We start from the raw sequence: 19,428 nt of genomic DNA, 5'->3' as shown, positions 1-19,428 counted from the left end.
TGCGAGGGCCGGCCGGCGGCTCCGTGAGACCTGATCTCGCGGAGCCGTCGGCTTTTTACCGTCCGCCGAGCAGGTCCTCGAAGGACACCGGATCGGTGAACGGATCGGCGGCGACCGTCTTCTCCCGGCCGGCCATCTCCCTGGCCAGTTCCGCCCCTGCCCGGTCGATCCGGGCGGCCAAGGTGGTGCCGGCCCAGTCTTCCGACGCGACGTAGACCCCGGTCGGCACGACGATCGCCTTGAGGTACGTGAACAACGGCCGGAGCGCGTAGTCCAGCACCAACGAATGCCGTGCCGTACCACCGGTCGCGCCGATCAGCACCGGCTTTCCCGCCACCGCCTCCTCGTCAAGGACATCCACAAAGGACTTGAACAAGCCGCTGTACGAGGACGCGTAGGTCGGCGTGACAGCGATCAAGCCGTCCGCCTCAGCGACGCTGTCCAGCACCGGCTTGAGGTCCTGGGACGCGAACCCCGACAGCATCGCGTCGACGAGGTGGTGCGCGTGGCCGCGCAAGTCGATCGTCTCGACGTCCATCTCTTCGGCCCTGACGGTGGCCGCGGCCAGCCGGTCGGCGAGCAGCCTCGTCGACGACGGCTGGCTCAGGCCCGCCGAGACCACCGCGAGCTTCATGACTTGCGGCTTTCGTGTGTCGGAGCGAGCGGACGCATCGAAGCGAACTCCCTGCGCAGCACCGGAAGCACTTCCTCACCCATGATGTCGAGCTGTTCGAGCACGACCTTGTGCGGCAGGCCCATGCCGTCCACATTGAACAGCTGACGCTGGTAGTCGCCGAAGTCCTCACGGAACCGCAGCGTCCGGTCGATGACCTCCTGCGGGCTGCCGACGGAGAGCGGCGTCTCCCGCATGGTCTGCTCGAGCGACGGACCGCCGCCGTACACCGGCGAGTTGTCGAAGTACGGCCGGAACTCCTCGATGGCGTCCTGGGACTCGCGCCGCATGAACGTCTGCCCGCCCAGCCCGACGATCGCCTGGCCGGCCGGCCCGTGCCCGTAGCGCTCGAACTGGCCGCGGTACAGGTCGATCATCCGCTTGGTGTGCTCCTTCGGCCAGAAGATGTTGTTGTGGAAGAAGCCGTCGCCGTAGTACCCGGCCTGCACGGCGATTTCCGGGCTGCGGATGGACCCGTGCCAGACGAACGGCGGCACGCCGTCGAGCGGCCGCGGCGTGGCGGTGAAGGACTGCAACGGCGTGCGGTGCTTGCCCTCCCAGTCGACCACGTCCTCACGCCAAAGCCGGTGCAGCAGCGCGTAGTTCTCCACCGCCAGGGCGATGCCGTCACGGATGTCCTTGCCGAACCACGGATACACCGGGCCGGTGTTGCCCCGGCCGAGCATCAGGTCGACCCGGCCGTCCGCCAGGTGCTGCAGGGTCGCGAAGTCCTCGGCGATCTTCACCGGATCGTTGGTGGTGATCAGCGTGACCGATGTGGACAGGATGATCCTGCTGGTCCGGGCCGCGATGTAGCCGAGGATCGTGGTCGGTGACGAGGTCACGAACGGCCGGTTGTGGTGCTCGCCTACCGCGACCACGTCCATGCCGATCTCCTCGGCCTTGACCGCGACCTCGACCATGTTCCTGATGCGCTCGTGTTCGGACGGCGACCGGCCCGTCCACGGGTCGACCGCGATGTCCCCGACCCCGAAGATCCCGAACTGCATGTCCCTCTCCTCACATGACTTGAATGTTCAAGTCAACCGGAGAGGGCCGGCGTCTATTCCATGACGCAGAGCGACCGCGCGTGCTGTCAGTCAGTACCTGATCCCGTGACGCCTGCCGGGCGCAGACCGTCGAGGACGAAGCCGAGGGCGCGGCGCGCCACGTCGTCGCCGAACGAGATCGTGGCCTGGACCGCGGCGGACAGCACCACCATGTCGCCGACCTCGAAGTCCTCGCGGAGCCGGCCGGCGTCCTTGGCCCGGCGGACGAGTCTGTCCAGGTGGGCGTTCACGATCTTGCGGTTGTCGGCCAGCAGTTCGGCCAGCCGGGTCGGCGGGGCGCCGCGCGACCAGCCCAGCGAGTTGTTGTAACCGCCCGTGGTCAGTTCCCACAGGCCACGGTCGGCCGCCAGATCCCGCATGGACGTCTCGAAGAACCGGACAAAACCGGCCCAGACGTCTTCGGTCCCGCTCGCCTCGCGGGCCAGTTCCCCGGTGCGGCCGATCCGTTCCCGGTAGACCTCGTAGATCAGTTCGTCCTTGTTCGCGAACCGCCGGTAGACCGTGCCCACTCCGACGCCGGCGTGTGCCGCCACGTCGGCGAGGGTCGTGGTCAACCCACGCGTGGCGAACACCTCGGCTGCCGCAGCCAGGACTCTGCGGAGATTGGTCTCGGCGTCGCGGCGCATCCGGTCGCTTGGCGGCACGACTCCCACGGTACCCGGGACCGCGCGAACCGGCAGGTGTCCACAGTGTCAGCGTCCTTGTCCACAGTGGAGGCCGCCCGAAGGCCAGGACGCCACCCTGGCCTTCGGGCGGTAGTGCACCAGCAACTCGGTCAACGTGGGCGGCCGGCTCCCGGAGTACATCCCGGACTCCTCGTCGTGCTGACCGCTGGTCGAGCACAAGATTCCCGCCGCCGTCGGCGGCGGCGAACGGCACGACCTGGCCGTGGTCACGCGCTTGTTCCCGCCGCGGGACTGTGCCGTGAGATCGTTGACCGCGTGGACGAATCGACCGTCGAAGGCGGCCCGCTGGTCACGGCCAGTTCGGTGACCTTCAGACTGCCGGACAACGGCCCGGTTCTCACCGGTGTCCGGCTGCTGCCCGCGTTGTCCCTGCCGAACACCGGAACGGAGTTCACCCACACCGGCGAATGCTGGACGTTACGGCTGAACCGGCCGCCGGTCTGGCGGATGGAATACCGTCTGCGACTGCGGCACCGTGACGGTCGCGTCGAGGAGATCTGCGATCCCGGCAACGACAGGACCGCGCCGGGCGCGTTCGGCGACAAGTCCGTCGTGGAGTTTCCGGACTACTCCCCGCCCGTCTGGCTGGACACCCCGGCGACCGGCGACTACGCCGACCTGGACGTCCCGGGGATCAAGGCCTGCCTGTGGTCGCCGGGCGACGGCCCGATGCCGTTGCTGGTCGCCCACGACGGGCCCGAGTACGACCGGCTGGCCGGGCTGACCAGGTTCTCCGCCTGGTTCGAGATCCCGCACCGGGTCGCGTTGCTCCAGCCGGGTGATCGTGACGACGAGTACTCCGGCAATCCGGCGTACCCCGGCGTGCTCGCCCGCGACCTGCTGCCGGCCATCCGGAAACTCGTTCCGGTGGAGAAGCCCGTGGTCGGGATGGGGGCGAGCCTCGGCGGGCTGGCCATGCTGCACGCCCAACGCCGCAGGCCGGGCCTGTTCGGCGGGCTGTTCCTGCAGTCCGCGTCCTTCTTCGACCGACGATTGGATCCGCAGGAGTCGGGGTACAGCCGCTTCGGGCGGGTCACCAGGTTCGTCGGCGGGATCGTGCGCGGCACCGGCAGGGGCACACCGGTCCCGGTGACGCTCACCTGCGGCCTGGCCGAGGAGAACCTGGCCAACAACCGCCAGATGGCGGCGGCGCTGGTGGCGCTGGGATATCCGACGGGACTGGTGGAAGTGCCGGACGCGCACAACTATGTGGGGTGGCGGGACGCGTTCGACCCCCCGCTGGCCGACCTGCTGCGCACGGTCTGGGAGGGCTGACTTTGCGGCGTGACCAAGTGGAGCTGGGCGGCGGCACGGTGATCGCGTACGGCCACTACGGCAGGCCGTTCCTGGTCTTCCCGTCCGAGCAAGGGCGCGCGTGGGACTGGGAGAGCAACGAGATGATCGACGCGGTCCGCCCGTTGCTGGACGACGGTCGCGTCAAGCTCTACTGCGTCGACTCCTACGACGGCGCGTCATGGTCCAACCGGTCGATCCCGCTGGAGGAGCGTGCGCGGCACCATGGCGGTTACGAGGCGTGGGTCCTTGAGCAGGTGCTGCCGATGATCCACGCCGACTGTGCCGATCCCCGGGGCGGTCCGCGGGAGGTGGCCACGATGGGATGCTCGCTCGGCGCTTTCCACGCGGTGCTCTTCGGCCTGCGCCGCGCCGATCTCTTCCCGCTCGCGCTGGGGCTCTCCGGCAACTACGACGCGTCCGCGTGGCACGGTTGGGGCGAACGCGGCGAGGCGCTGTACTTCGCCAACCCAGTGGACTTCGTACCGAACCTGCACGGCGACCACCTCGACTGGTTACGGTCCCGGCTGTCGATCCTGCTCGTGGTCGGGCGGGGACAGTGGGAGGACACCACGGGTGCGTTGCCGTCCACCCAGCACATGGCCGGTCTGTTGCGGGACAAGGGCCTGCGCTGTGAACTCGACGTCTGGGGCCATGACGTGCCGCACGACTGGCCGTCCTGGCGTGCCCAGATCGCACACCACCTGCCGAGGTTCGTCTAGGGAGGACGCGCATGCCGGACCGCACAGAGCACTTGCTCGGGCTGCTGCTGGGCACCGAGGAGGACTGGCCGCGCGCGTTCGAGACGTTGGTCAGACGCCTGGGGCCGGTTCGTGACGCCGCCGGCGTCGACCACTCCCTGACCACCGAGCGGATCACCATCGAACCGTTCGACCTGCGCGCGAAACCGCGTTACGACTTGGTGATCGACCGGCTCGCGTACTGGTACTACGTGCCGCGCGAGTGGTTGAAGAAGATCGCGCTGATGGACGACGTGTACCTGCTCAACAGCCCGTTCACGTTCCAGTCGATGGAGAAGCACGCGGCCTACTGCGCGATGATGCGGCTGGGCCTGAAGGTACCGCCGACGTGGCTTGTGCCGTACAAGAATCCCGTCGATCACGCGAAGTACGCCTACACCGCGGCGAAGTACAACAAGTCGTTCGACCTGGACGCGGTCGCCGCCGAGGTCGGCTATCCGCTGTTCATGAAGCCCTACGACGGCGGCGCCTGGCGTGGTGTCTCACGGATCACCGATCCCGAGACGCTGCACGCGGCCTATGACGCTTCCGGTGAGATGCTGATGCACCTGCAGGCGTCGATCGAGGGCTACGACTCGTTCGCGCGGTCGCTGACCATCGGCCCGGACACCATGGTCATGCGGTTCCAGCCGGAGAAACCGATGCACGAGCGCTACGCCGTGCAGCACGGTTTCCTGTCCGAGCAGGCGGGTTCCGAGGTCGTCACGATCTCGCGGCTGATCAACGCGTTCTTCCGGTGGGAGTTCAACTCCTGCGAGAGCCTGGTGGTCGGCCCGGAGGTCTGCCCGATCGACTACGCCAACGCCTGCCCGGACATCTCGATCACCTCGCTGCACTACTACTTCCCGTGGGCGATCGGCGCGTTGCTGAAGTGGTCGGTGTTCTGCGCGGTCACCGGCCGCAGGCCGCGGCTGGACCTGGACACCAGGCGGTACTTCGAGGTCGCGGACTCCGGAATGGACTACGAGGCCAAGCTGGCCGAGTACCTCAAGCTCGCGGACGACTACTTCGACACAACCCGCTACCACGAGTTCTGCGCCACCTCCTTGTCCACTGTGGACGACATGGTGCGCGACTGGGTGTCCTCACCGGACTTCGACGCGCTGCTCGTCGAGACGGTCCGGACCACCTACCCACCGGCTGAGCATGATCGGTTCGTCGCGCACTTCCGCGGCCTGATCGGACTCTGGATCCAGGAAGGCTGAGCGACCATGGGACAGGAAGTCGAGCGGCGGGAGTTCAGCCGCGAGGACAGAACCCGTTACCGCCACAAGGTCCGGCGCTGCCTGGACGCGTTCGCCCGGATGCTGCAGGAGTCCCGGTTCGACTTCGAACGGCCGATGACCGGCCTGGAGATCGAGCTGAACCTGGTCGACAACCGGACCGAGCCGGCAATGCGCAACGAGGAGGTGCTCAACGCCATCGCCGACGAGGACTTCGTCACCGAACTGGGCCAGTTCAACATCGAGATCAACGTCAAGCCGCGGGAACTGGCCGGCGGTGGCGTGACACGGTTCGAGGATCAGGTCCGGGCCAGCCTGAACGCCGCGGAGACCAAGGCACGGACCCAGGGCGCGCACATGGTGATGGTCGGCATCCTGCCGACCCTGCGCGCGACCGACCTCACGCGGGACTCGTTGTCGGCGAATCCGCGCTACGCCCTGCTGAACGACCAGATCTTCACCGCGCGCGGCGAGGACATGCACATCGCGATCGAAGGCACCGAACGCCTCGAGGTCACCTGCGACTCGATCGCCCCGGAATCGGCCTGCACCAGCTCACAACTGCACCTTCAGGTCAGCCCGGCGCAGTTCTCGGCGTACTGGAACGCCGCCCAGGCCATCGCGGGCGTCCAGCTCGCGCTGGCCGCCAACTCGCCGTTCCTGTTCGGGCAGAACCTGTGGCAGGAAACCCGGGTTCCGTTGTTCGAACAGGCCACCGACACCCGCTCGGACGAACTGAAAGCCCAGGGCGTGCGGCCGCGCGTGTGGTTCGGCGAACGGTGGATCACGTCGGTGTTCGACCTGTTCGAGGAGAACGTCCGGCTCTACCCCGCGCTACTGCCCATTCTGGACGACGAGGACCCGTTCGACGCCTTGGAGGCGGGACAGATCCCGTCACTGGCCGAGCTGCGGTTGCACAACGGGACGATCTACCGGTGGAACCGGCCGGTGTACGACGTGGTCGACGGAACTCCGCACCTGCGGGTGGAGAACCGTGTGCTGCCTGCCGGTCCCACCGTCGCGGACATGCTTGCCAACGCGGCGTTCTACTTCGGCGTGGTGCGTATGCTCGCCGAGGCCGAACGGCCGATCTGGTCGCAGATGTCGTTCAGCGCCGCGGAGGAGAACTTCCACCTCGGAGCGCGGCACGGCATCGAGGCCCAGCTCTACTGGCCGGGCGTCGGTTTTGTGCCCGCCGCGGAGCTCGTGCTCCGGCGGCTGCTGCCGATGGCCTACGAAGGCCTGGACCGCTGGGGCGTGCACCCCGACGAGCGGGACCGGCTGCTCGGCATCATCCAGGACCGCTGCCTGACCGGCCGCAACGGCGCCACCTGGCAGGTCAACGAGGTCGCCCGGATCGAGCAGCGCGACAACGCCGACCGCTACACCGCCCTGCGGACCATGCTGAACCTGTACATCACGAACATGCACTCCAACACCCCCGTCCACGCCTGGCCCATGGACTAACCCCCCTCGTGAGTGTTTATCGGTGTTCTAACCCCGACAAACACTCACGAGGGGTATTCAGGGGGTGAACTTCAGGACCCACTTTCGCTGCCACGGGGTTTCGACCGCCCGGCGGTGGTAGTGCTCGCGCACCCAGGTGACGGCGTCGTGCGGGGCGATTCCGGCGAGGATGGCCAGACAGGACATCACCGTGCCGGTCCGGCCGACGCCGCCTCCACAAGCGACTTCCGCGCGTTTGCCTGAGCGCGCGGTGTCGTACAGGTCGCGGATCGCGCGCACGGCCGCGGCCTTGTCCTTCGGGAGCAGGAAGTCCGGCCACTCGACCCAGTCGTGCGGCCAGCCGAACTCGTGCTTCCCGCGCAGCTTCGCCGATCCGAGGTACAGGCCGTAGTCCGGCGCCAGGCCAGGAGGCGCGGGGTTTCGCAGGCCCCGGCCGCGGATCCAGGTCCCGTCGGGCAGTTGGATCGCGCCATCAAGGTGGGAACTGGTCATACCACTTTGTACCCAACCTCGACGGCGCGGCGCACGGACATCCGATGTGATTACTCGGTGCAGTTCGGTTCCTGAACCCCACCCTGGATCCACGGCAGGTTCACCTTCCGGAACGCGATCGACCGGTGTGAGGTCGAACTGCTGCCGGTGTTCTCGTTGACCTCGATCAGCGCACCGACGTGGTAGTCGGCCGTCTTGACGATGCTGGAGTAGCCGCCTTCCTTGTACGTCGAGCTTTCGCCGGGCAGCGGCGCGTCGGAGAACGGACGGCTGTAGCTCCAGGTCTTGCCTTCGTCCTCGCTCATCCGGATGCGCATCTTGGTGCGGGTGGTCGTGCTCGCCGAGTTGACGAAGGCCAGACGCGCGGGCGCGTCGGCGTTGTACCGCATGGTCGAGGCTTCGTTGAGCGGATCGAGCAGGCAGTCCGCGCCGGAGAACGGCGTGAACCCGGACTCGATCGTGCCGCGGGCGACCCAGCGCCGCTTCACGGTCTCCCAGTTGGCCGACGTCGGCCGGTCGTTGCGGTACAGCCTGCCGTCGGCCAGTTCGAGCACGGTGGACTCGCCGGTCTGTTCCATCGCCGCGCCGGTGGTGGTCCGCATGACCTGGACCTTCCAGGTCGCACCGTGGTCGTCGCTGTAGATGTGCCGGTGCTGCGCCGGGATCACGAGCCTGCCGGGGTTACGCACCGTGGTCTGGATGCCCACGCCGGGGCCGACCGCGTCCCAGTTCCAGCTCTTGCCGGAGGCCAGGGTGCGGGGTTTCAGGCTTTCCGACATGTTCACCGGCGCCTGCCAGGTGACGCCGTCGTCGGTGCTGGACGACAGCCAGACCTGCCGGTCGTCCCACGAGTCGACGGGGTGGTGGCCTTCCGGCTGGTGGTTCATGAACAGCCAGATCTTGCCGGTGGACCGGTCGACCACCGGCGTCGGGTTGCCCCAGACGCCCTGCCCGCCGCCGACCACCTCGTCCAGCTTGGACCACGTGGCGCCGTTGTCGGTGGAACGCTTGTACAGCAGGTTGATGTTGCCGTAGTCGCGGTTGTTCGCCGCCCGGCCCTCGACGAACGCGATCAGCGTGTTGCCGGTGGTCCGGATCAGTGCCGGGATGCGGAACGAGTGGTACCGGATGCCGTTGAGCGTGTCATCCCCGCCGCCGTCGAAGATGATCTTCTCGGAGTGCGACTGCGCGGCCGCCGAAGCGGTGCCGGGCAGCGCCGTGGTCATGATGACGGCCGCGAGCAGCAGCCTTCCCCAGGTCTTTGTGGCCTGCATGCGTTCCATCCTGGCGAGCGGGGATACAAGCCAGGTACAAACGATTATTGTCTCGGCATGAAGCTTCGCTGGGTCCTCACCACCGTTGCCGCGCTGGCGGCGTCCGTGCTCGCGGCCGCGCCGGCCCAGGCCGCCCCGAGCGCCGGGAAGCCGATCGTCCCGTGCACGTTCACGCCGACGCCGGAGAACCCGTCGCCCCGGCCGGTCCGGCGCCCGCTGCCGTTCGCGCTGACCATCGGCACGCAGAAGGTCACGATGAAGACCAACTACGGCCCGGTCGTCATCGAGCTCAACCGCGCGGGCGCGGCGCCGTGCGCGGTGCACAACATGATCAGCCTGGTCGTGCAGCGCTTCTACGACAGGAGCCAGTGCTGGCGGCTGACCAACAACGCCCGGCTGGGCGTGCTGCAGTGCGGTGACCTGATCAAGGCCGAGGTGGGCGGTCCCGGCTACAAGTTCGACGACGAGGTCACCGGCCAGGAGACCTACCCGCGCGGCACCGTGGCGATGGGCAACCAGGGCCCGGGCACGAACGGCAGCCAGTTCTTCATCGTGCACTCCTTCGCCAACATCGCCCCGAAGTACTCGGTGTTCGGCAAGGTCGTGCGGGGCATGGACGTGCTCGACCGGATCGTGGCCAACGGCATCGTCGACACCGATCCCGCGGTGCCCGGCGACGGCCTGCCCGCCGAGCCCGTGAAGATCGAGCGGATCACCCTCGGCGGTTTCTAGGCGGAGCGGCGCCCCCGATGCCACGTCGGGGGCGCCCGGCGTGATCTGGAACCGGCGGGTGCCCGGCGGCTGTTGTACGCCGATTGTGCGGGCTCTGTGCGGGTGACCGGGCACCATCTGACTGTGCCCGCACCCAAGAAGTACCCGGACGACCTGCGCAGGCGTGCCGTCCGCCTGGTGTTCGACACCCGGCGGGCCCGCGGCAACTCCTACGGGGTGATCGCCGAGGTCGCCACCCGGCTCGGGATCGGTGACCAGTCCCTGCGCACGTGGGTCCGCCACGCCGAGATCCACGGCGAGTCGCCCGGTGAGGCGATCTCCGCGGAACGCCGGATCACCGAGCTGTCCAGGGAAGTCCAGCGGTTGCGGCGCTCGAACGAGATCCTCAAGGCGGCATCGGCTTTCTTCGCGCGGGAGCTCGACCCGCGACCGAGCAGCTGATCAAGTTCGTCAACGAGCACAAGAGCACTTTCGGAGTCGAGCCGATCTGCCGGGTACTGGGGATCGCTCCATCGACGTACTACGCGGCCGTCGCCCGGCCGCCGTCACCCCGCTCACGCCGTGACGAGGAGCTGAAACGCGAGATCCTGCGGGTCTTCGCCGAGACCGGCGCCGGCTCACGGCGCATCTGGCGGCACCTCAACGGCGAAGGCATCCGGGTCGCCCGCTGCACGGTGGAGCGGCTGATGCGTGAGCTGAAGATCTCCGCCGGTCCCCGGCCGCCCAGCGGCGGCCCGCCGCTGCGGCGGTGGTTCGTGGACTACTACGGCGGCGCGCTGTTCGTGGTCGACGAGTCAGCCCGCAAAGTCCTGGCGTACGAACGATGCGCCCCGCTCACCACAGACCTGGTGCTCAGCGCGTTGGAAACCGCGTTGTGGGGCGGCGCATGGCACCACGGTCACACCACGATCCGCTACAGCGAACGGGTTGTGGCGTCCGGAGTGGACCTCACAGTCGGCACAGCCGGGGAAAGCCCGCTGGCCCAGTCGATGATCCAGTGGTACCACGGCAGCTGACACGCACGCAGGCCGGTCAGACCCGGTCGACGACGTGTTTCATCACGATCGTCGACGACACCCGTTGCACGCCTTCCAAAGTGGCCAGCTGCTCGTCGTAAAACCGTTGGTACGCGGCGAGATCCTCGGTGACCACGCGCAGCAGGAAGTCCGGGTCGCCGAACAGCCGCTCAGCCTGGACGACCTGCGGCATCCCCGCGATGGCCTCCTCGAAGGCCGCGACGACGGCCCGTTCGGTCGTGCCCATCGACACGAACACCAGCGCTTCGAAGTCGAGGCCGAGCGCGGACCGGTCGATCACCGCCCGGTAGCCACGGATCGCGCCGGTCCGTTCCAGTTCCCGCACCCGGCGATGGCAAGGCGAGACGCTCAGCCGCACCCGGGCGGCGAGCTCGGTCACCGTCAACCGGCCGTCACGCTGCAGCTCGGCAATAATCTTCCGGTCAACGCTGTCCACAAGCAAGATTTTACTCCCCGAGGCCTGCTTGGAAGGGAAATCCGGGAACACCTTCCCCGGAGATCGATCTAGCGTCCCAGGCATGGATTTCGGTGCCGTGGCGGCGTTCCTGCTGATCGATCTGCTGCTGGTGCTCACCCCGGGCGCGGACTGGGCCTACGCGATCTCGGCGGGCCTGCGTGACCGGTCTGTCGTGCCCGCGGTGGCCGGCCTGGTCGCCGGGTACGCGGGACACACGATCCTGGTGACAGCGGGCCTCGCGGCTGTGATGGCCGCTCATCCCGGGCTGTTGACGGTGATCACGGCGATCGGGGCGGCGTACCTGATCTGGACCGGCGGAGCCGTCCTGCTCAAGCCCGCGCGTCCGTCGGCCGGTCCCGCGATGCCGTCAGCGCGGCGGGTGGCGGTGCGCGGAGCGGGCGTCAGCGGCCTGAACCCCAAGGGACTGCTGCTGTCCGTGGCATTGCTGCCGCAGTTCGTACGTCCGGGCGCGGGGTGGCCGGTGGCATTGCAGACCGCCACACTGGGCACGTTGCACATGATCACGTGCGCGGTCGTCTACCTGACGGTCGGCCTGCTGGCCCGGACCGTGCTGGGTGCACGGCCACGGGCCGCCGCGGTCGTCTCGCGGATCTCCGGTGTGGCGATGGTGCTGATCGGCGCTTCGCTACTGATCGCGTAGCGGCTGTTTGCGCGGCTTGAGGCGGAGGTTGGGCAGGACCGGCGCGGGGATCCGGTCAGTGCCGTGGCCGGCGACCGTGCCGAACCGGCTCGGGTCCGCGCCTTCCCAGTCCGCCCGCGCGGCCGCGATCTCGTCGTGGCCGCGTCCGACGAAGTTCCACCACATCACCAGGTCGTCGGCGAACGGCTCGCCACCGAGCAGGATCACGCGGGCCGGACCGGCAAGCGTGATCTCCTCGCGGCCCGTTCCCAGGTACAGCAACGGTCCGGGCTTGAGGTCGACGTCGGCGACGCGGACCGCGCCGTCGACCACCAGCAGCCCGTACTCGAAGTCAGGTCGCAGCGGAACAGTGCCCTCTGTGACGTCGATCTGCGCTCCGACAAGCGGCGTGTACGTGGTGGCACGCGATTCGGCGTCGCCGAGCGCGCCCATGAACACCAACGCGTCGATTCCCTCGTCCCGGTACCACGGCAGGGACGAGTGGTGCTCGAAGCCGGGTTCCTGTCCCGCTGCCTCGACCGGCAGCGCGACCCACAGTTGCACAGCATGCAACGGTTCGGTCCCGACCGAGACCTCCGAATGCGACACGCCGCGGCCGCTGGTCATCAGGTTCAGCTGACCGGGACGCAGGATCACGTCGCTGCCCACGCTGTCGCGGTGCCGGATCTCGCCTGACAGCGGCCAGGTCACCGTCTGCAACCCGATGTGCGGGTGCGGCAGGACGACCATCTCGGACACACCCGGACCGAACTGGTCCAGGAAACACCACGCACCGAGCGTCGGCAGCGCACGCTGCGGCAACACCCGGTCGACCCGGACGCCCCGGACCCCGCCCAACGGGACTTCGCGGGCCTCGAAGAACTCCGGGCTGCTGACGTTGCTCATCCGCCGGCTCATTCAGGCCATTTGACGTGGCCGTCGTACTGCTCGTTCTTGCGGACGAAGCCGGCGATGAACGGGCACACCGGCACGATCACCAGCTCGCGGGCGACCACGTCGTCCAGCGCGCCGGCGGCCAGCACCTTGCCGAGTCCCTTGCCCGCGAAGGCGCCGTCGATCTCGGTGTGCGTGAAGACGACCTGGTCACCCCGCGGGGTGTAGGCGGCGAAGCCCGCCAGTTCGCCGTCGAGCAGCACCTCGTACCGGTTCTTGTCGTCGTTTCGGACAACTTGCTTCGTGTGGTCGGTCATCGTGATCACTGTAGGCCAGCAACCCCTCGTGAGCGAAAATCCGGGTTAGAACCCGGATAACCACTCACGAGCCGTACGCTGGGGAAAGCGCGGTCCGGGAGGTTGGTCCGACCGGCGGGTGACCGGACTCGGGATCGATCCACTACGTTGTGGTAATTGTGAGGCCTGAGGACACGGAGATCACCCAGTTGGCGTTCGAGGCCCGGCGTGGCGACCGGACCGCCCTCGAGCGGTTCATCCGTGCCACTCAGCGGGACGTCTGGCGGTTCGTCGCGCATCTCGCCGACCCGAAGCTGGCCGACGACCTCGCGCAGGAGACCTACCTGCGTGCGTTGGGCAGCCTGGCCCGGTTCGAAGGGCGCTCGTCCGCGCGGACCTGGCTGCTGTCGATCGCGCGCCGGGTCGTGGTCGACCAGATCAGGGCGGCCCAGGTTCGGCCGCGCCACGCTGACGTGCCCGACTGGCAGGCCGCGGCCGAGCGCGTGCAGCAGGTGGCCGGTTTCGAGGAAGGTGTCGTCCTCGAAGAGCTGATCAGGTCCTTGGACACCGAACGCCGCGAGGCGTTCGTGCTCACCCAGACGCTCGGACTGTCCTACGCTGACGCCGCCGAGGTCTGCGACTGCCCTGTCGGCACGATCCGGTCACGCGTGGCCAGGGCCCGCGACGACCTGATCACGTCGATGAAGGACACCGACACACCTCGGCGGCGCTTCGCTATCTAGTCGATGTCCAGCACGGCCTTGCCGGAGACCTGACGGCCGAACAGTGCCGCGGCGGCCTCGTCGAAGTCGGTCCACGAGCCGCGCCAGCCGATGTCCACCTTCAGTTCGCCGTCGGCGACCAGCTTGAGCAGGTACTCCAGGTCGGACGCGTAGCCGTTGCCCGCCTGGAACGACACGAGCGACTTCGCCGGGACGACCGTGGCGTACGGCTGGAACACCGCGGGCTCCATCGACGTCCACCCGATGCTCTGCAGCACGCCGCCGGTCTTCAGCAGGGCCCACGCTCGCACCAGTGTCGGACCGCCGACGTTCTCCAGGATCACGTCGACCGGCTCGACGTCGTCCAGGTCGGCGACGACTTCCCGGGCGCCGAGCTCGGCAAGCCCTTCGCCCCGCCGCGCGAGCGCGACCACGTGCGCGCCTTCCCGCGCCGCGATCTGGATCGCGTACCGGCCGACACCGCCGGAAGCGCCCGTGACCAGCACTCGCTTGCCCGCGATCGCTCCCGACCGGTGCAGCGCGCGCACCGCGGTGACCCCGGCGACCGGCAGCGTGGACGCCACCGCCAGGTCCACCGAGTCCGGCACGACAGCCAGCTCGTTCACCGAAACCGCGCGCTTCTGCGCCCACGCGCCGTCCGGGCCGTAGGTCAGTACGCGTGCTCCCACCTCCGGGCCGGTGCCGTCCGCCGCCGCCTGGACGACCACGCCTGCCGCGTCCCAGCCCATGACCTTGCCAGGGGCTTCGGTCGCCGAGTACCCGACATCTCCGTGGTTCAGGGAGGCATGGCGCACCTCGACAAGAACCTGATCGGGTGACGGCGCCGGGTCGGGAGCCTCCCGCAACTGCAACCCGAACTTGGTGTCCGGGGTGGTGACCAGGGCACGCATCACAGCCTCCATAGGCGAGTCGAACTGGCCGAACAGCTGCCTCAACCACCCCTGCCCCAGGCCTATTCCGTTGATCCGGGTGTCCCGCACCCCGGCAGTCCCCTGTGGACATGTACGCAGATTTGCGTACGCGGAGATCCGCGCCGGCGCTGACGCCCGCGGCCCGTCACCCGGCGACGATTCCAGGCATGACAACGAACGTGCTGAGCTCACCGACACGCCCGGCGTCGGCGCGGCCAAGAGCATCGACGAGGCTGGGCAAGACCGCCCGCAAGATATGGCTGATCGTGCACATCTCGGCCGCGGGAGCGTGGATCGGGATGGATCTGGTGATGGCCGTGCTGGTCTTCACCGCGAGGGGGACGGCCGATCCACAGACGGCCGCGATCGCCTACCAGGCGCTCGAACTGTTCGCGGTCTGGCCGTTGATCATCACCGGGGTCGTGTGCCTGGCCAGCGGAGTCGTGCTCGGTCTGGGCACCAAGTACGGCCTGGCCAGGTACTGGTGGGTGTTCGTGAAGCTGATCATGAACGTCATCCTGGTGCTGCTGGTGGTCTTCTCGCTGCGCGCCGGTGTGCAGGAGGCCGCCGAGTACGGCCGGACGATGGCCGGTGAGGTCCCCGGCGACCTGGTGTTCCCGCCGATCGTGTCGACCGGCGCCGTGCTTTTCGCGACCGTCATCTCCGTGATCAAGCCGTGGGGGCGGCTGAGGAAGGACAAGTCATGAACCCGGTCGAGACGACCAAGCTGACCAAGAACTTCGGCGGCACCACGGCCGTGAAGGACGTGAGCCTGACTGTCCGGCCCGGTGAGGTCTACGGGTTCCTCGGCCCGAACGGCGCGGGCAAGACGACGACGCTGCGCATGTTGCTCGGCCTGGTCAAGCCGACGTCCGGCAGTGTCCGGCTGCTCGGCAAACCGCCGGGACCCGGGTATCTCGACCGGGTCGGCGCGCTGATCGAAGGGCCCGCGTTCTACCCGTACCTGTCCGGCCGCAGGAACCTGACCGTGCTGGCGGACCACGCGGGCGTCAAGAGGTCCGAAGTGGACGCCGTGCTCGACACCGTCGGGCTCACCGGGCGGGCCGGTGACCGGTATTCGACGTACTCGTTGGGCATGAAGCAGCGCCTGGGTCTGGCCGCCGCGCTGGTGAAGCAACCCGAACTGCTCGTTCTGGACGAGCCGACCAACGGGCTGGACCCGGCCGGGATGGCCGACATGCGTGTCACCATCCGCGAGCTGGCCGCGAGTGGCTGCACGGTGTTGCTGTCCAGCCATCTGCTGGCTGAGGTCGAGCAGATCTGCGACCGCGTCGGCGTGATCACGCGCGGCGAACTGGTCGCCGAGACGACCGTCGCCGAGCTACGGGCAGGCGGGACGCTACGCGTGGTGGCGCACCCGTTCGACCGGGCACAGACCGTGTTGTCGGCACTCGTCGGAGACGAGCGCATGCTGGCTGACGACGCCGTCTTCGACCTGGAGGTCGAACCCGGCCAGGCCTCGAAGATCAATGCGGAACTGGTCGGGCACGGCATCGAGGTCAGCGAACTGCGCTGGCGGGAACCCGATCTGGAACAGGCTTTCCTCGAACTGACCGGAGGTGCCCGGAATGTGGGCTGACATCAGGGCCGAGATCACCAAACAGGTGCACCGCCCGGCGATCTGGCTGCTGCTGGGCATCGCCGTGGTGCAGACCCTCACTTTCGCCTACGTCATCCCGTACGCCGGGTACACCGGCACGACCGAAGGACCGGTCAGCCGGGGGCTCACCGCGATGCTGCCCGGGCAGTTCGTGTCCGGCGCGATCGGCGGGCTCCCGCTGTTCGTCGGCGCTCTGGCGTTGATCTTCGGCGTGCTCGTCGCGGGCGGCGAGTACGGCTGGGAGACGTGGAAAACCGTGCTCTCCCAACGACCTTCCCGGGTCCGGGTCTACTCGGCCAAACTCGTCACGGTCGCGGCAGGCACCGCGATTTTGGTGCTCGCCCTGCTCGCGTTCAGCGCGTCGGCGAGCGTTGTGGTCGCCGCGCTGGCGGACCAGCCGATGACCTGGCCGTCCATTGTGGACATCGTGCGCGGGTTCGGGGCAGGCTGGCTGGTCACGATGATGTGGGGTGCCCTCGGGATGGCGCTGGGCATCGTGTTCCGCGGGGTCGCGTTGCCGATCGGGCTCGGCCTGGTGTGGATGCTGGCGATCCAGAACCTGCTGTCCTCGATCGCGGCGCCCCTGCTGGACTGGGTGAACGAGGTGCAGAAGGGCCTGCCGGGGCCGAACGCGGGCGCGCTGGTGGCGTCGCTGATCGGTACCGGCCCGCCCGGAGTCGACCCGATCGTGGGCGGAACACAGGCCGGCGTGGTTATCGTGGCCTACCTGGTGGCATTCGCCGTGCTCGGCGGCTGGCTGCTGCGGCGTCGCGACATCGACTGAACCGGGGTGCGCACATGAAGGTCGGCGACATCGCCCTCGCGGTGGTCCTGACGGCGCTCAGCGTCGTCGGGGCCGCCGCGACGCACCACATGACCGACGTGGACCGGCCGATCGACCTGCTCGGATTCGTCCTGGCCGCCGGCAGCGCACTGGCGCTGACCGCTCGGCGGCGGTGGCCGGAGGCGACGCTCGGCGTCAACACTGTGCTGCTGACGACGTATCTCTTGCTGGCCTACCCGTACGGACCGGTGATGGGCACGTTCGCGGTCGCGACGTACACCGTCGGCCGTCACCTGCCGCTGGTCCGGGCCGCGACCGCCACCGGCATGGCGCTGGCGGTCCTGGTCACGCACTTGCTCGCGCATCCGGCGTCGGCGAGCGGCCTGTACGGGCTGATCCCGGCCAGCGGCTTCGCGATCATCCCGCTGGCGATCGGGGTGATGATCCGGGTCAACCGGGAATCCACCGAACGCGCCCGGGCCGAGGCGATCCGGGAACGCGTGTCCGACGAACGGCTGCGGGTCGCCCAGGAAGTGCACGACGTCGTCGGTCACGGGCTCGCGGCGATCAAGATGCAGGCGGACATCGCCTTGCACCTGCTGACCAGGAAGCCGGAGCAGGCCGAGATCGCGCTGAAGGCGATCAGCGAGACCAGCACGGAGGCGTTGGACGAACTACGCGCCACGTTGACCGTGGTGCGTGGTCGTGCCCCGGCGCCTGGCCTTGGCCTGCTGCCCGAGTTGACCGACCGGATGAGTCACGCGGGTGTCGAAGTCCGGCTCAATGTCGTCGGCCCACAACGTGCCGTGCCCGCCGCGGTGGATCTCGCCGGATACCGGATCGTGCAGGAGTCGTTGACGAACGTGCTCAAGCACAGTCCGGTCAAGCGGGCGACGGTCAAGGTCGGCTACGAACCCGACGCCGTCCACATCGCCGTGTCCAACCCCGCTGTGTCGAATCCCGCCGTGCCCGATCCCGCCGTGCCCGGTCCCGTGAACGGCGTGGCGGCGGGCGACGGGTTCGGCATTCCCGGGATGCGTGAGAGAGTCACCTCGCTGGGCGGACAGTTCAGCGCGGGCCCCACCGACGACGGCCGGTTCGAGGTGCGGGCGGCGATACCGGCACGGGGGGATGACTAGATGATCCGGGTGTTGATCGTCGACGACCAGGACCTGATCCGCGTCGGCCTGCGCACGCTGGTGGAGAACGAGGACGGCCTGGCGTACGCGGGCGAGGCCGCCGACGGCCTGGCGGCGGTGGCGAAGGCCGCCGAGACCAGGCCCGACGTGGTGCTGATGGACATCCGGATGCCGGGCATCGACGGTATCGAGGCGACCCGCCGGATCGTGGCCGACCCGGGCCTGGCGGACACCAGGATCATCGTGCTGACCACGTTCGAGCTCGACGAGTACGTCTTCGACGCCTTGCGGCACGGCGCGAGCGGTTTCCTGCTCAAGGACACCAAACCGGACGAACTGGTCTCGGCGATCAAACTCGTCGCGGGCGGCGGTGCGTTGCTCTCGCCCTCGGTGACCCGCCGGGTGATCAGCGAGTTCGCGTCCGGCCCGTCGCGGGCGGTCAAACCGCACCCGCGACTGGGCACGCTGACCCAGCGCGAGCTGGAGATCGTCGGGCTGGTCGGCGAGGGCCTGACCAACGACGAGATCGCCGAACGTCTGGTCGTCAGCCCCGCCACGGCCCGGACCCACGTCAGCCGCGCCATGATCAAGCTCGGCGCGCGGGACCGCGCCCAGCTCGTCGTCTTCGCCTACCAGTCCGGTCTCACCTGAGGCCCGCGAAGAACTCCCGGAGGTCACCGGCCAGGATCTCCGGTCCACCGCCGGGCACCGCCGGAGCTGATCGCCGGGGTCCGCGCGCTCGCCGGCCGGTTCGCTCAGGCCAGCGACTCGCGGTAGGCGTTCACCGAGTCGGTCAGCCGGTCGAGGTCGGCACGCATCCTGGTGAGCCCCTCGTCGTCCAGGCCCATGGCCTCACCGACGACCGGCGGAATCCGCTTGGCCTGGTCACGCAGTCGCGTTCCGGCCTCGGTCAGGCTGATCCGCACCGAGCGCTCGTCGTCCGGCTGCCGCGTACGCTGCACGTACCCGGTCGCCTCCAGACGCTTGAGCAGCGGCGACAACGTGCCCGAGTCGAGGTTCAACTCGGCGCCGAGCTCCTTGACCAGACGATTGTCCCGTTCCCACAGCGCCAGCATCACCAGGTACTGCGGGTACGTCAGATCCATCTGCTCAAGCAGCACGCGATACAGCGACGTCACCGCACGGGACGCGGAGTAGAGCCCGAAGCACACCTGCTCATCGAGACGCAACGACATCCCATCATGGTGACTCACAACTCAGTCAGGAGCAACTCA

24 protein-coding genes, 1 pseudogene and 1 other annotated feature are annotated in these 19,428 nt (G+C 68.5%); of the genes and pseudogenes, 14 read left to right on the top strand and 11 right to left on the bottom strand.

The features are described 5' to 3' along the window. Positions 1–55: 55 nt before the first annotated feature. From GC106_RS00245 to GC106_RS00230, 4 genes are all read right to left on the bottom strand, one after another. Positions 56–634 carry an FMN reductase gene (locus GC106_RS00245; protein ID WP_173123073.1) on the bottom strand — a complete coding sequence of 193 codons (579 nt, stop codon included), beginning with the start codon at positions 632–634 and terminating at the stop codon, positions 56–58. Further along, positions 631–1,683 (bottom strand): LLM class flavin-dependent oxidoreductase, encoded by a 1,053-nt coding sequence (locus GC106_RS00240; RefSeq protein ID WP_173123071.1) that lies wholly within the window; start codon positions 1,681–1,683, stop codon positions 631–633. Before GC106_RS00240 ends, GC106_RS00245 begins: the two co-directional genes overlap by 4 nt. Positions 1,684–1,769: 86 nt before the next feature. Continuing rightward, complete coding sequence (locus GC106_RS00235) at positions 1,770–2,387, bottom strand: TetR/AcrR family transcriptional regulator (RefSeq protein WP_173123069.1); 618 nt, start codon at positions 2,385–2,387, stop codon at positions 1,770–1,772. A gap of 48 nt (positions 2,388–2,435) precedes the next feature. Further along, complete coding sequence (locus GC106_RS00230) at positions 2,436–2,639, bottom strand: hypothetical protein (RefSeq protein WP_173123067.1); 204 nt, start codon at positions 2,637–2,639, stop codon at positions 2,436–2,438. A gap of 45 nt (positions 2,640–2,684) precedes the next feature. Here GC106_RS00230 and GC106_RS49160 point away from each other — a divergent pair, with 45 nt between their 5' ends. Genes GC106_RS49160 through GC106_RS00210 form a run of 4 tightly spaced genes read left to right on the top strand, consistent with a single transcriptional unit; the run spans position 2,685 to position 7,173 of the window. After that, a complete protein-coding gene (locus GC106_RS49160) occupies positions 2,685–3,704 on the top strand; it encodes an alpha/beta hydrolase (RefSeq protein ID WP_217279902.1) in 1,020 nt (339 codons plus the stop codon). Between the two features lie 2 nt (positions 3,705–3,706). Further along, positions 3,707–4,444 (top strand): esterase family protein, encoded by a 738-nt coding sequence (locus GC106_RS00220; RefSeq protein ID WP_217279901.1) that lies wholly within the window; start codon positions 3,707–3,709, stop codon positions 4,442–4,444. Positions 4,445–4,455: 11 nt separating this feature from the next. Further along, complete coding sequence (locus GC106_RS00215; protein WP_173123065.1) at positions 4,456–5,688, top strand: ATP-grasp domain-containing protein; 1,233 nt, start codon at positions 4,456–4,458, stop codon at positions 5,686–5,688. Between the two features lie 6 nt (positions 5,689–5,694). Beyond that, positions 5,695–7,173: a glutamate-cysteine ligase family protein gene (locus GC106_RS00210; RefSeq protein ID WP_173123063.1), complete on the top strand. Its 1,479-nt coding sequence runs from the start codon at positions 5,695–5,697 to the stop codon at positions 7,171–7,173. Between the two features lie 57 nt (positions 7,174–7,230). Here GC106_RS00210 and GC106_RS00205 read toward each other — a convergent pair whose 3' ends face one another. Both GC106_RS00205 and GC106_RS00200 read right to left on the bottom strand, forming a co-directional pair. Beyond that, on the bottom strand, positions 7,231–7,665 hold the full coding sequence (locus tag GC106_RS00205) for a protein-tyrosine phosphatase family protein (protein WP_173123061.1): 435 nt from the start codon (positions 7,663–7,665) through the stop codon (positions 7,231–7,233). Between the two features lie 50 nt (positions 7,666–7,715). Beyond that, the gene (locus tag GC106_RS00200; RefSeq protein ID WP_173123059.1) at positions 7,716–8,939 is read right to left on the bottom strand and encodes a sialidase family protein; all 1,224 of its coding nucleotides are present in this window, start codon (positions 8,937–8,939) and stop codon (positions 7,716–7,718) included. Between the two features lie 57 nt (positions 8,940–8,996). Between GC106_RS00200 and GC106_RS00195 the strand changes: the two genes are divergently transcribed. The 3 genes from GC106_RS00195 to GC106_RS47400 all read left to right on the top strand — a co-directional run bounded on the left by GC106_RS00195 (position 8,997) and on the right by GC106_RS47400 (position 10,687). Continuing rightward, the gene (locus tag GC106_RS00195) at positions 8,997–9,671 is read left to right on the top strand and encodes a peptidylprolyl isomerase (protein ID WP_173123057.1); all 675 of its coding nucleotides are present in this window, start codon (positions 8,997–8,999) and stop codon (positions 9,669–9,671) included. Positions 9,672–9,794: 123 nt separating this feature from the next. Continuing rightward, positions 9,795–10,112, top strand: a complete 318-nt coding sequence (locus tag GC106_RS00190) for a transposase (protein WP_173123055.1) — start codon at positions 9,795–9,797, stop codon at positions 10,110–10,112. Beyond that, positions 10,070–10,183: a sequence feature (AL1L pseudoknot), on the top strand. (Overlaps the previous gene by 43 nt.) 72 nt (positions 10,184–10,255) lie before the next feature. Then, positions 10,256–10,687 (top strand): IS3 family transposase, encoded by a 432-nt coding sequence (locus tag GC106_RS47400; RefSeq protein WP_376777696.1) that lies wholly within the window; start codon positions 10,256–10,258, stop codon positions 10,685–10,687. Between the two features lie 16 nt (positions 10,688–10,703). Here the strand turns inward: GC106_RS47400 and GC106_RS00180 are convergent, their stop codons facing one another. Continuing rightward, positions 10,704–11,144, bottom strand: a complete 441-nt coding sequence (locus tag GC106_RS00180; protein ID WP_173123053.1) for an Lrp/AsnC family transcriptional regulator — start codon at positions 11,142–11,144, stop codon at positions 10,704–10,706. An 82-nt stretch (positions 11,145–11,226) separates the two neighbouring features. On the opposite strand from GC106_RS00180, the gene GC106_RS00175 reads away from it, so the two are divergent. Next, positions 11,227–11,826, top strand: a complete 600-nt coding sequence (locus tag GC106_RS00175) for a LysE family translocator (RefSeq protein ID WP_173123051.1) — start codon at positions 11,227–11,229, stop codon at positions 11,824–11,826. Here GC106_RS00175 and GC106_RS00170 read toward each other — a convergent pair. Both GC106_RS00170 and GC106_RS00165 read right to left on the bottom strand, forming a co-directional pair. Beyond that, complete coding sequence (locus tag GC106_RS00170) at positions 11,812–12,711, bottom strand: pirin family protein (RefSeq protein WP_246364584.1); 900 nt, start codon at positions 12,709–12,711, stop codon at positions 11,812–11,814. The two genes, GC106_RS00175 and GC106_RS00170, sit on opposite strands and share 15 nt — an antisense overlap. An 8-nt stretch (positions 12,712–12,719) precedes the next feature. Then, complete coding sequence (locus GC106_RS00165) at positions 12,720–13,016, bottom strand: GNAT family N-acetyltransferase (RefSeq protein ID WP_173123048.1); 297 nt, start codon at positions 13,014–13,016, stop codon at positions 12,720–12,722. Between the two features lie 149 nt (positions 13,017–13,165). Between GC106_RS00165 and GC106_RS00160 the strand changes: the two genes are divergently transcribed. After that, complete coding sequence (locus GC106_RS00160) at positions 13,166–13,738, top strand: sigma-70 family RNA polymerase sigma factor (protein WP_312872325.1); 573 nt, start codon at positions 13,166–13,168, stop codon at positions 13,736–13,738. Here the strand turns inward: GC106_RS00160 and GC106_RS00155 are convergent. Then, the gene (locus GC106_RS00155) at positions 13,735–14,628 is read right to left on the bottom strand and encodes a zinc-binding dehydrogenase (RefSeq protein ID WP_173123046.1); all 894 of its coding nucleotides are present in this window, start codon (positions 14,626–14,628) and stop codon (positions 13,735–13,737) included. The two genes, GC106_RS00160 and GC106_RS00155, sit on opposite strands and share 4 nt — an antisense overlap. A gap of 188 nt (positions 14,629–14,816) precedes the next feature. On the opposite strand from GC106_RS00155, the gene GC106_RS00150 reads away from it, so the two are divergent. From GC106_RS00150 to GC106_RS00130, 5 genes and pseudogenes are all read left to right on the top strand, one after another. After that, entirely contained in the window at positions 14,817–15,356 is a 540-nt protein-coding gene (locus GC106_RS00150) for a hypothetical protein (RefSeq protein ID WP_173123044.1), read from the top strand. Between the two features lie 62 nt (positions 15,357–15,418). Further along, positions 15,419–16,249, top strand: a pseudogene (locus tag GC106_RS00145) (ABC transporter ATP-binding protein); the annotation flags it as partial. Further along, a complete protein-coding gene (locus tag GC106_RS00140) occupies positions 16,239–17,054 on the top strand; it encodes an ABC transporter permease (protein WP_173123040.1) in 816 nt (271 codons plus the stop codon). The pseudogene GC106_RS00145 and the gene GC106_RS00140, both read left to right, overlap by 11 nt. 14 nt (positions 17,055–17,068) lie before the next feature. Continuing rightward, positions 17,069–18,193 (top strand): sensor histidine kinase, encoded by a 1,125-nt coding sequence (locus GC106_RS00135; protein ID WP_173123038.1) that lies wholly within the window; start codon positions 17,069–17,071, stop codon positions 18,191–18,193. Then, complete coding sequence (locus GC106_RS00130) at positions 18,194–18,844, top strand: response regulator transcription factor (protein WP_173123036.1); 651 nt, start codon at positions 18,194–18,196, stop codon at positions 18,842–18,844. It abuts the gene before it with no gap. Between the two features lie 104 nt (positions 18,845–18,948). Here the strand turns inward: GC106_RS00130 and GC106_RS00125 are convergent, their stop codons facing one another. Next, positions 18,949–19,389, bottom strand: a complete 441-nt coding sequence (locus GC106_RS00125; RefSeq protein WP_173123034.1) for a MarR family winged helix-turn-helix transcriptional regulator — start codon at positions 19,387–19,389, stop codon at positions 18,949–18,951. Positions 19,390–19,428 lie beyond the last annotated feature (39 nt).

The organism is Kibdelosporangium persicum (assembly GCF_013280595.1).
GTDB lineage: Bacteria > Actinomycetota > Actinomycetes > Mycobacteriales > Pseudonocardiaceae > Kibdelosporangium > Kibdelosporangium persicum.
The sequence above is the reverse complement of the archived record's forward strand: the minus strand, read 5'-3'. Positions and strand labels throughout refer to the sequence as shown.

Coding starts and splice junctions, on each gene's coding strand:
- GC106_RS00215 (WP_173123065.1), top strand. CDS start 4,456: ATGCCGGACCGCACAGAGCACTTGCTCGGGCTGCTGCTGGGCACCGAG.
- GC106_RS00205 (WP_173123061.1), bottom strand. CDS start 7,665: ATGACCAGTTCCCACCTTGATGGCGCGATCCAACTGCCCGACGGGACC.
- GC106_RS00245 (WP_173123073.1), bottom strand. CDS start 634: ATGAAGCTCGCGGTGGTCTCGGCGGGCCTGAGCCAGCCGTCGTCGACG.
- GC106_RS00195 (WP_173123057.1), top strand. CDS start 8,997: ATGAAGCTTCGCTGGGTCCTCACCACCGTTGCCGCGCTGGCGGCGTCC.
- GC106_RS00150 (WP_173123044.1), top strand. CDS start 14,817: ATGACAACGAACGTGCTGAGCTCACCGACACGCCCGGCGTCGGCGCGG.
- GC106_RS00175 (WP_173123051.1), top strand. CDS start 11,227: ATGGATTTCGGTGCCGTGGCGGCGTTCCTGCTGATCGATCTGCTGCTG.
- GC106_RS00135 (WP_173123038.1), top strand. CDS start 17,069: ATGAAGGTCGGCGACATCGCCCTCGCGGTGGTCCTGACGGCGCTCAGC.
- GC106_RS00125 (WP_173123034.1), bottom strand. CDS start 19,389: ATGTCGTTGCGTCTCGATGAGCAGGTGTGCTTCGGGCTCTACTCCGCG.
- GC106_RS00155 (WP_173123046.1), bottom strand. CDS start 14,628: ATGCGTGCCCTGGTCACCACCCCGGACACCAAGTTCGGGTTGCAGTTG.
- GC106_RS00210 (WP_173123063.1), top strand. CDS start 5,695: ATGGGACAGGAAGTCGAGCGGCGGGAGTTCAGCCGCGAGGACAGAACC.
- GC106_RS00200 (WP_173123059.1), bottom strand. CDS start 8,939: ATGCAGGCCACAAAGACCTGGGGAAGGCTGCTGCTCGCGGCCGTCATC.
- GC106_RS00140 (WP_173123040.1), top strand. CDS start 16,239: ATGTGGGCTGACATCAGGGCCGAGATCACCAAACAGGTGCACCGCCCG.
- GC106_RS00170 (WP_246364584.1), bottom strand. CDS start 12,711: ATGAGCAACGTCAGCAGCCCGGAGTTCTTCGAGGCCCGCGAAGTCCCG.
- GC106_RS00130 (WP_173123036.1), top strand. CDS start 18,194: ATGATCCGGGTGTTGATCGTCGACGACCAGGACCTGATCCGCGTCGGC.
- GC106_RS00240 (WP_173123071.1), bottom strand. CDS start 1,683: ATGCAGTTCGGGATCTTCGGGGTCGGGGACATCGCGGTCGACCCGTGG.
- GC106_RS00165 (WP_173123048.1), bottom strand. CDS start 13,016: ATGACCGACCACACGAAGCAAGTTGTCCGAAACGACGACAAGAACCGG.